We start from the raw sequence: 10,930 nt of genomic DNA on the forward strand, positions 1-10,930 counted from the left end.
ATGGCCCAATTCCATGAACAAATGTTTGGAAGAACTAAGAGAAAAAGTTTTTCCAAGTTTCCTCAAGTATTAGATTTACCAAATTTACTAAAAGTCCAAAAAGATTCATATGAATGGTTCCTAAAAGAAGGTCTTGGAGAAATATTAGAAGATATTTCACCAATCGAAGACTACAATGGCAACCTTATTCTTGAATTTATTGGCTATGAATTCGACGATGAAACAAAATATTCTGTTAAAGAATCAAAATATAAGGATGCAACTTATGCTAGAGATCTTAAGGTTAAGGCAAGACTTATAAATAAGGAGACAGAAGAAGTTAAGGAACAAGAAGTATTCATGGGAGACTTCCCAATGATGACAGATTCTGCTACTTTTGTAATTAACGGTGCTGAAAGAGTTATAGTAAGCCAGTTAGTTAGATCTCCAGGTGTGTATTATGCTGAAGAAACTGACAAGAGCGGAGATAAGATGTACTCTTCTACTGTCATCCCTAACCGTGGTGCATGGATTGAGTTTGATACTGACGCAAGCCACACTGTCAATGTTAGACTTGATAGGACTAGAAAACTTCCAGCTACTACCCTTGTTCGTGCACTTTTGTTTGAAAGTGATGAAGAAATTATAAATGCTATCGGAGATACCGAGCATTTGAGAAATACCCTAGAGAAGGAAAATTCAGAGACAGCCGAAGAAGCTTTAATTGAAATTTACAGAAAACTAAAGCCAGGAGATCCTGCAAGCGTTGAGTCTGCAACAAACTTAATCAACAATCTCTTATTCGACGATAGAAGGTATGACCTTGCTAAGGTAGGAAGATATAAATACAATCTAAAACTTGCCCTAGCTAACAGGATAGCTGGTCTTAGAGCAAAAGACGATGTGATTGATGCTGAAACAGGAGAGCTTTTTGTATCTGCTGGAGAATTAATTACAGAAGAGATTGCTAACGCTATAGAAAATGCAGGCATAGTAACAGTTGATGTTATAAAGAAAGATGATTATTCTGAAGAAGATAAGATTTTAAGAGTTGTTGGCAATAACTTTGTCGACATTAACGCTTTTGATGAGCTAAAAGATCTTGATATTAATGTTGATGACTTTAGCGAAAAAGTTTACTTCCCAGTTATGAAAGAGATAATTGAAGAGGCTGCGAGCATTGATGAGATTAAGACTCTTATGGAAAGAAGGAAAAAGGAACTTTGCCCAAAACACATTACTAAGTCAGATATACTTGCTATTGTAAATTACCAATTCAACCTCTTTGAGGGAATAGGCCATGTAGATGATATCGACCACTTAGGCAATAGACGTGTTAGGGGAGTAGGAGAGCTATTACAAAATCAATTTAGGGTAGGACTTGCTAGGATGGAAAGAGTTGTTCGTGAAAGAATGACAACCCAAGACCCAGATCTTGCAACCCCTCAAGGCCTAATCAATATCAAGCCTGTAACAGCAGTAATCAAAGAATTCTTTGGTTCATCCCAATTATCCCAATTCATGGACCAAACTAACCCTATGAGTGAGTTGACTCACAAGAGAAGACTATCAGCCCTAGGACCAGGTGGTTTGTCAAGAGATAGGGCGGGAGTTGAGGTTCGTGACGTTCACGATTCCCACTACGGAAGAATTTGTCCGATAGAGACTCCAGAAGGACCAAACATCGGTCTTATCACATCTCTTACAACCTATGCTAGAGTTAATAAGTATGGATTTATAGAAACACCTTACAGATTAGTTAAGGAAGGTGGATATGTAACTGACGAAATCGACTATCTAACAGCAGATATCGAAGATGACTTCATCATAGCCCAAGCCAACGAACCTCTTGATAGCGACAATAGATTCGTAAATGCTAGAGTATCAGGACGTGGTATTAAGGGAGAAAATGATATATATCCAAGAGAGAAAATCCAATACATGGACGTATCTCCTCAACAGATTGTATCAGTAGGAGCAAGTCTAATACCTTTCCTTGAAAACGACGACTCTACTCGTGCCCTCATGGGTGCCAACATGCAAAGGCAAGCAGTTCCTCTTATCAAATCTGAAGCACCAATTGTAGCGACAGGTATAGAGCATAGGGCTGCAAAAGATTCTGGTGTATGTGTACTTTCTAAGTCAAAGGGTGAAGTAGTCTATGTAGGCGATGAGCACATCAAGGTAAAAAGAGATTCTGATGGCAAAATTGAAGATTATGAATTATTGAAATTTGAAAGAGCCAACCAAGGAACAACCATCAACCAAAGACCAATTGTAAAAAAAGGAGATAGGGTTGAGGCTAATGAAATCCTTGCAGATGGTCCATCAACAGAAAATGGTGAGCTTGCCCTAGGTAAGAACATCCTTATAGCCTTTACAACTTGGGAAGGTTACAACTTCGAGGATGCTATGCTCCTTAACGAGGAGCTTGTTATGGATGATGTCCTAACATCAGTTCACATAGAAGAGCATGAGTGCGAAGCTAGAGAAACAAAGCTAGGTGCAGAAGAAATCACTAAGGATATTCCAAATGTCGGAGAGGATATGAAAAAAGACCTTGACGAAAATGGAATCATAAGAATCGGTGCTGAAGTTAAGAGTGGAGATATCCTAGTAGGAAAAGTTTCCCCTAAGGGTGAAACAGAATTATCACCAGAAGAAAGACTTCTAAGGGCAATCTTTGGTGAAAAAGCTCGTGAAGTAAGAGATACATCACTCAAGGTTCCTCATGGAGAAAGCGGAATCGTAGTAGATGTTAAAGAATATAACAAAAAAGATGGAGATGAACTCGCTCCAGGTGTAAATAAAGTAATAAGAGTCTATGTCGCTGCCAAAAGAAAGATTATGGTAGGAGATAAGATGTGTGGTCGTCACGGTAACAAGGGTGTCGTTTCAAGAATCCTTCCTAGAGAAGATATGCCATTTTTACCAGATGGAACTCCACTTCAAATCTGCCTAAACCCACTTGGTATCCCAAGCCGTATGAACCTTGGACAAGTTCTTGAAGTTCACATGGGTCTTGCAGCAAGGACAATGGGTTGGAAGATTGCAACTCCAGTATTCGACGGAGCTCTCGATACAGAAATCGAAGAAGTTCTAGAAGAAGCTAAGAAGGTTGCTCCTTACGTCAATAAGACAGGTAAGATTACCCTTCGTGATGGTAGAACTGGACTTCCTTTCGAAAATCCAGTAACCGTCGGAGTAATGTACATGCTAAAACTCCACCACATGGTTGAAGAGAAGATCCACGCAAGATCTATCGGACCTTACTCACTAGTAACCCAACAACCTCTTGGTGGTAAGGCACAATTCGGTGGTCAAAGATTCGGAGAGATGGAAGTTTGGGCCCTAGAAGCCTACGGTGCAAGCCATACCCTCCAAGAAATTCTAACTGTAAAATCTGACGATGTTACAGGAAGAGTTAAGACTTACGAATCAATTGTAAAGGGTGAAAATATTCCTGAACCAGGTACACCTGAATCCTTCAAGGTTCTTGTAAAAGAACTTCAATCCCTAGCCCTAGATGTTGAGCTATTGGATAGTGAAGGTGAGGTAATCGAGCTAAAGGAAAATATAGACGAGCAAGATAGATTCTCTCAAGTTGATAAAATCGACGCATCAAAAATCAAAAGCCTAACTAGAGCTTTAAATAAGGATAATTCAAACGCTGAGAAAGCTTCTTCAGAAGAAGATACAGACGAAGCTAGCGAAATGATAGAAGAATAGGGGTATAAATGAGCGAATTAAACCAATTTGATGGGATGAGGATGAAAATCGCATCCCCTGAAAAAATCAGATCATGGTCTCATGGCGAAGTAAAAAAGCCTGAGACTATCAACTATAGAACCCTAAAACCAGAGAAGGACGGACTTTTCTGTGAAAAAATATTTGGACCAACCAAGGACTACGAGTGCTCTTGTGGGAAGTACAAGAGAATCCGCTACAAGGGTGTAGTTTGTGAAAAGTGTGGGGTAGAAGTAACTAAATCCAAAGTACGTCGTGAGAGAATGGGTCACATTGAGCTAGCAGCTCCTGTAAGCCACATTTGGTACTTCAAGGGAATTCCATCAAAGATGGGACTTCTCCTTGACATGAGTCCAAGAGTCCTAGAAAAGATTTTATACTTTGCTTCATATGTCGTAATCAACCCAGGTTCAACAGACCTTATGGAAAAGCAAGAGATATCTGAAAATGAATATCAAGACGTAATAGAAGCTTATCCAGATGATACAGAATTTAAGGCAGCTATGGGAGCAGAAGCTGTAAAAGAACTCCTCTCTAATATTGACCTAAAAAGAGAATACGAACTTCTCCTAAAAGAGCTTGATGAGTCAACTGGACAAAAGAAGGTAAGAGTTTCTAGAAGACTAGAAGTAGTTGATGCCTTTCTAACAAGTGGCAATAAACCAGAATGGATGATTCTAGATGTCCTTCCAGTAATGCCACCAGAACTAAGACCTATGGTTCAACTTGAAGGTGGAAGATTTGCAACCAGTGACCTTAACGATTTATATAGAAGAGTAATAAACAGAAATAACAGACTAAAAAGACTTCTTGATATTGGAGCACCAGAAATTATAGTTCGTAATGAGAAAAGAATGCTCCAAGAAGCTGTCGATGCCCTAATAGATAACGGAAGACGTGGACGTGCTGTAACTGGTGCATCAAATAGAAACATGAAGTCCCTATCTGACCTATTAAAGGGTAAAAGCGGAAGATTCAGACAAAACCTTCTTGGTAAGAGAGTTGACTATTCAGGTCGTTCAGTAATCGTAGTAGGACCTGACCTTAAATTCAACCAATGCGGTCTTCCTCAAGAAATGGCCCTTGAGCTTTTCAAACCATTTATTATGAACAAGGTTGTTGATTGTGGTATGGCCCACAATCTCAAGTCTGCAAAGAAAATGGTAGAGAAAAAAGACCCAAGAGTTTACGAAATCCTTGAAGAAGTAATCAAAGATCACCCAGTTTTACTAAACCGTGCCCCTACTCTTCACAGACTAGGTATCCAAGCCTTCGAACCAAAGCTTGTAGCAGGTAAGGCAATTAAGCTACATCCGCTAGCTTGTAACGCCTTCAATGCGGACTTCGATGGTGACCAAATGGCTATCCACTTGCCACTATCAAATGAGGCTCAAATCGAAGCAAGACTACTAATGATGTCAACCAACAACATCCTTGGTCTAAAAGATGGTAAGCCAATTACAACCCCTTCTCAGGATATGGTACTTGGTGCTTATTATCTAACAACCATAAAAGATGGTGCCAAGGGAGAGAATATGACCTTCGAATCAATTGATGAGATGATGAAGGCCCTAGAAGCAGGTTATGTTGAATTCCAAAGCAAGGTCAAGGTAAGAGTTAAGAAGACTAAGGAAGATCCAGGTAAGATTGTAACATCATCTGTAGGTAGATTTATTTACAATCAAGGTATTCCACAAGACTTAGGTTATGTAAATAGAAAAGAAGATCCATACTCTCTAGAAATAGACACAATTGTTGATTCAGGAACCTTAAAGGACATAGTAGATAAATGCTTTAGAAAGCATGGCAATATAAAAACTGCCGAAGTATTAGACTACATCAAACAAACAGGTTACAAATACTCAACCCTATCAGGTTTAACTGTATCCATGTCAGACGTAAATATCCCTAAAGAAAAATGGGATCTCATTGCTAAGGCTGATGCTGAAGTAGACAGATATGATAAACTCTATAGAAGAGGTCTTATAACAGATCAAGAAAGATATGAAAAAGTTATAGACATTTGGGGTAAGACTACAAACCTTGTAACTGATGCCCTTCTTACAGAACTTAAATCAGATAACAACATCAAAATCTTTGCTGATTCAGGTGCCCGTGGTTCTACAAACCAAATCAGACAGCTTGGTGGTATGCGTGGACTTATGAGTCAGGCCGATGGTAAAATCATAGAAATCCCAATCAAGGCTAACTTTAGGGAAGGACTTTCAGTACAAGAGTACTTTATTTCAACCCACGGTTCTCGTAAGGGTCTAACAGATACCGCCCTAAGAACTGCCGATTCAGGTTACCTAACAAGAAGAATGGTAGATATCTCTCAAGACGTAATAGTTACAGAAGATGATTGTCATACAGATGGTTATGTTATAGCCCACGAGTTTAAGGACGGCAATGAGCTTATAGAAAACCTACAAACAAGAATTATCGGTAGAACATCTTTCGAAGAAATCAAAGATGAAAATGGCGAAGTCATAGTTCACAAAAACGAGCTAATAGACGAAGATATGGCTGATAAGATAATTGATGCAGGAATCAAAGAAGTAAAACTACGTTCTGTACTTGAATGTAAGGCCAAACATGGTGTATGTGCAGCTTGCTATGGTAGAAACCTTGCAACAGGAAAGCATGTCAATGCTGGTGAGGCTGTAGGAATCATAGCAGCCCAATCAATCGGAGAACCTGGTACTCAGCTAACCATGAGAACCTTCCACTCCGGTGGTATAGCAGGCGTTGGAATCACCCAAGGTCTTCCAAGGGTTGAGGAGTTATTCGAAGCAAGAAAACCAAAAGGACTTGCCTACATCGCAGAAAACTCAGGTGTCGTAACTCTTATCCAAAATGAAAAGAAGACAGACGTAGAAATCCTATCAGACGATGGATTCGCTAAGAAATACAATATACCATTCGGATCAAGAATACTTGTAAAAGACGGAGATATTGTAAGAAAGGGAGATCAGCTAACAGAAGGTTCCCTTGACCCACACGATGTCTTAAATGTATTAGGAAAAGTTGGTGTTCAAGACTACATCACCAAAGAAGTACAAAAAGTATATAGACTTCAAGGTGTAGAAATAGACGATAGACACATAGAAGTCATAGCTCGTCAAATGCTCAAGAAGGTTAAAATAGATGAGGCAGGAGATACAAGATTCCTACCAGGTTCCCTTCAAGACAGACGTGAAGTTGACATAGAAAATGAAAAAATGACAGAAGAAGGCAAGAATCCAGCCACCTATAGCCAAGAGCTCCTCGGTATCACCAAGGCATCTCTTGCCACAGAAAGCTGGTTATCAGCTGCATCCTTCCAAGAAACAACAAGAGTTCTAACTGATGCTTCAATCAAGGGTAAGATAGACGACCTCAAGGGACTAAAAGAAAATATCATCATAGGTAAGCTAATCCCTGCCGGTACAGGTCTAAAAGCCTACAACGATGTAGAAATAGACTATGAAACCAAAGAAGCAGAAGATGCACAAATAGCTATGAACATGGAAGCCCTAGAAGCTGAAAATGAAGAAGCTATGGAAAACTAAAAACAAAGGCTCGCATATAATGCGGGCTTTTTCTTGTCTAAAATATTATTTAGTCCCTGATTTTTTATAACTTGTCTTAAAAAACTTTAAGCTGATAAAATTTTGATAAGAACAATGACTTAATAGAAAAAATTATTAGAGTGAGGATAAATTAAAAAACTTGGAATAAGGAAAAAACCCAGACGACCTTTTTGATAAATAAATTTATGACTAGGTAAATGAATCATTTTAGAAAAAGCTTCAGTTAAATAAAAATTGTACTTGAAGATAAGAAAAAAACAAGCCATGGTCAGATTAGCTAGCCTACATCTAAAAAGAAATATTTCATATAAAGTCCTTTCTTTCTTTCTTCTTGCTATCATAGTAACATATATTTGAACTTAATCTTATATTCAACTTAATATTTGCTTAACTGAAAGAGAAAGTTCTGATATAATTTAAGCTAAGGAGGAAATATGACAGATAAATCTAAACGCAGATATTTTTATAAGACTGGGGATTTTACAAGCATACTTGCTCTTATCTTGCAGGGAATATTGGTAGGTCTTGTGATTGGCTTATTCAAAAAATCCATCCATCTTCTATCAGATAAGATGCTTCTCTTGTTTTCCCTAGCCAGGGGAAATTTTAGCTACAAAATCTTTATTATTGTTTTATTTATACTTGTAGGAAGCCTTATTTATTATCTAGCCAAGAAAGACCCAAATATCAAAGGATCTGGTATACCGATAATCTATGGTATGCTTGATGACAAGTTTGATGTAGATTCAGAAAAAACTTTAATCAGGAAATTTCTATCAAGCGTCCTTACCATAGGAATAGGTCTTACACTCGGTAGAGAAGGTCCTTCAGTTCAAATAGGTGGACTTGTGGGCGATATAGTTCATAGAAGGACTAAATCTAGGGAAAACAAAAAATATTTCATAGGATCAGCTGCTGGAGCAGGAATTGCAGTAGCCTTTAATGCTCCCATCTCTGGAGTTTTATTTACCATAGAAGAAATTTTCAAAAAAACGGACAGGAAGGTCTTTCTATCAACAGGAATAACTATCTTTACAGCAGTAATTACAGCAGATCTTTGTTTTGGAAACAATCCAGCCTTAAAGGACATACCTGCCTTTGATGTCATGAGCCTATCAATGATTGCCTTACTAATCCTATTGGGCCTTGTAGCTGGCTTATCGGGAGTATTTTTCAATTCATGTATAATAGGTTCGAAGGGATTTTTCGCAAAAATAAAAATCAATCCCTACATAAAATATATGCTTCCTTTCGTAATTACAGCCATAGTCCTCATGATTGACATAGAATTATTCTCATCAAGCGAGCATTTTATTTTCCTTCCTATATCAGGAAATCCTAGCCTAGCTTGTCTGATATTTTTCTATTTTGCAAAAATCCTTCTCCTTGCCCTAGCCTTTGGTCTTGGAGTTCCTGGAGGAAGTCTTGTTCCCTTGTTGGTAATTGGATCTCTAGTAGGAAATATCTTTGCGACAAGCCTAGTCTGTCTCGGCTTACTAGATCCATCCTATATACTAATTTTTAGTATTCTTGGTATGTGTGGTCATTTCTCTGCCATAGTAAGAACGCCTATAACAGCAATAATTTTAGTCCTAGAAATGACAGGAGGAGCCTTCAATTACCTACTAGGAATATCCATAGTAAGCCTAGTTGCCTATAGCCTTGCAGAAATCATGAAATCTAAACCATTCTACGAGCACTTATACGAGCTATTAGTCAAATAAAAAGCACTAGTATAAGGACAAATAAAAAGGGACAGTTGCAAAAGTCCCAAGTGAACTGGCCACCAAAAGTTAGACATTGAAAACTAACTAAAGGAGGTCAGTTTTTTAATGGCAAAATATAGCACCGAATTTAAAATGAGAATTGTAAACGAATATTTGAAAGGAAATATAAGCTTTAATAATTTAGCATAAAAGTATAATATTTCTCACCATGAAATATTAAAAAGACAGTTAAATGCATACAAATGACAAGGCTATGAATGACTTAAAGTAAAGAGAGAAAATACACAATACACTTTGGAATCTAAGTTAAATGTTGTAAATTTGAATTTAACAAGAGAAATGTCCGATCAAGGCCTAGCAAATGAATTAAAGATAAACAATCTATCAATGATAACAAGATGGGTTTGTAAATGTCAACCGAAAAATGGTCCACAGTCTTAATATCAGAGCTAGTTTAGTTCTAACTCTGATATTAGGTCAACTTTATGGGGCCACCTTATTTAGTGTTTAGGACAATTTGCACATCTTTTTATTTGAATTTAAATCTATATACATAATTTTTATCACCAAAGTGCTCATTGGCAACAAGATATGATTCTAACTTGTTCATGTTATAAATAACTGAATGGGTAGTGATTGTATTTTTATCTTTATTATCCCAATTTCTTCTTCCAACTTTTGCTAATATATCCATGGCGTGATTTTCATCATCTAAAATAAAATTTTTATTTGTAAGTTCTTTATTTATGAGTTCATACCTATCAAGTCCAAATTTTGTATCATCATTATCATAGTAGTTTTTTGATACAATGAAATTAGTAACTACCTGTCCTTTTTTGTTCTTATTTTTATCGTTATATATAACGTTTAATTCTCTTTTTGAACCATCAGTATCTGTTTTATCAGACTTGCCAATGTATTCTAAAATTGCACTATTTCCACTTGCATCCGCAACCATATAATGGAAAGAGGAACCTGCAGAATCGTGCATATCATAAGACTTTGCAATTTCGATTGCTTCTTCTACAGTTTTAGCCTTATCAAGCATAAGTCTTAGAAGAATTGTAGATGTTATATCATCTTTGTCTGTATTCTGGTCAGTTGGATAATCTTCTTTTGAAGGTCCTTGGTAAGACATATAGATTCCTACAGATAAGCCTTTCTCATTAATTCCATCTAGTGGAGTGTAGGCTGCAGCTAGCATATTAAATTTACTCTTTAATGTATTTGGATTATCTTCAGCTTTGACACCCAAAAATGATAAATCTACAGTGGAAATTGATTCATACCTACCTTTTGATGGTTTAGTATGTACAAGTGCTATGTGCGTTGTTTTCATATCATAATTTCTAGCAAATATATTATCACCATCAGCAAGACTTGCTGTATAAGAAGAACAACCAATATTTGATTCTTCAATTGACAGTTTAAAAAGACCCTTAGTGATTTTTCGGGTTAAAAAATTGATTAATTCTTTATCCGATTTAACTCCACCTTGTTTAAGTAGGTCGTCAAGATAATAGTCGCCTTTGGCATCAATTGTCAATACTTTACCATCTGAGTGATTTTTATCTTCTGGCATAATTTCTTTAATGCTCATAATAGTAAAAATTTCATTTCTCCATACTAATACTATAGCTAGTATTAGAATTACAGGGATAATTAATATAAATTTTAAAATATTTTTTCCTTTTTTCATATAACCTCCAATCTAGTTTTGAAAACTAGATGATTATATTTTATCATATTATATAGAACAAACAAATATGTAATGCAATAATATATAATATAGATTATATAAAAAAAGTGGCTGTTGCAAAAATCCCAAGATATAAAAAAGACTAGGAAAGTGAATGAACTGACCCCCAAAAGTTAGACCAAAAAACTAACTAAAGGAGGTCAGTT

4 protein-coding genes are annotated in these 10,930 nt (G+C 36.8%); 3 read left to right on the plus strand and 1 reads right to left on the minus strand.

Features of this window, described 5'->3' with window-relative positions; all coding sequences use genetic code 11:
* The 3 genes from rpoB (at position 1) to HMPREF0077_RS06235 (ending at position 9,022) form a co-directional block, all read left to right on the plus strand.
* Entirely contained in the window at positions 1-3,708 is a 3,708-nt protein-coding gene (gene rpoB / locus HMPREF0077_RS06225) for a DNA-directed RNA polymerase subunit beta (protein ID WP_004837145.1), read from the plus strand.
* A gap of 8 nt (positions 3,709-3,716) precedes the next feature.
* Entirely contained in the window at positions 3,717-7,277 is a 3,561-nt protein-coding gene (rpoC, locus tag HMPREF0077_RS06230; protein WP_004837147.1) for a DNA-directed RNA polymerase subunit beta', read from the plus strand.
* Positions 7,278-7,732: 455 nt separating this feature from the next.
* A complete protein-coding gene (locus tag HMPREF0077_RS06235) occupies positions 7,733-9,022 on the plus strand; it encodes a ClC family H(+)/Cl(-) exchange transporter (RefSeq protein ID WP_004837149.1) in 1,290 nt (429 codons plus the stop codon).
* 532 nt (positions 9,023-9,554) lie between these two features.
* On the opposite strand, the gene HMPREF0077_RS06245 is transcribed toward HMPREF0077_RS06235, so the two are convergent.
* Positions 9,555-10,724, minus strand: a complete 1,170-nt coding sequence (locus HMPREF0077_RS06245; protein WP_004837151.1) for a carcinine hydrolase/isopenicillin-N N-acyltransferase family protein — start codon at positions 10,722-10,724, stop codon at positions 9,555-9,557.
* Positions 10,725-10,930 lie beyond the last annotated feature (206 nt).

It is taken from the genome of Anaerococcus tetradius ATCC 35098, assembly GCF_000159095.1.
Taxonomy (GTDB): Bacteria; Bacillota; Clostridia; order Tissierellales; family Peptoniphilaceae; genus Anaerococcus; species Anaerococcus tetradius.

What these genes read in the sequence shown, in the direction of transcription:
- rpoB (WP_004837145.1), top strand. Translation starts at nt 1, where the DNA reads ATGGCCCAATTCCATGAACAAATGTTTGGAAGAACTAAGAGAAAAAGT.
- rpoC (WP_004837147.1), top strand. Translation starts at nt 3,717, where the DNA reads ATGAGCGAATTAAACCAATTTGATGGGATGAGGATGAAAATCGCATCC.
- HMPREF0077_RS06235 (WP_004837149.1), top strand. Translation starts at nt 7,733, where the DNA reads ATGACAGATAAATCTAAACGCAGATATTTTTATAAGACTGGGGATTTT.
- HMPREF0077_RS06245 (WP_004837151.1), bottom strand. Translation starts at nt 10,724, where the DNA reads ATGAAAAAAGGAAAAAATATTTTAAAATTTATATTAATTATCCCTGTA.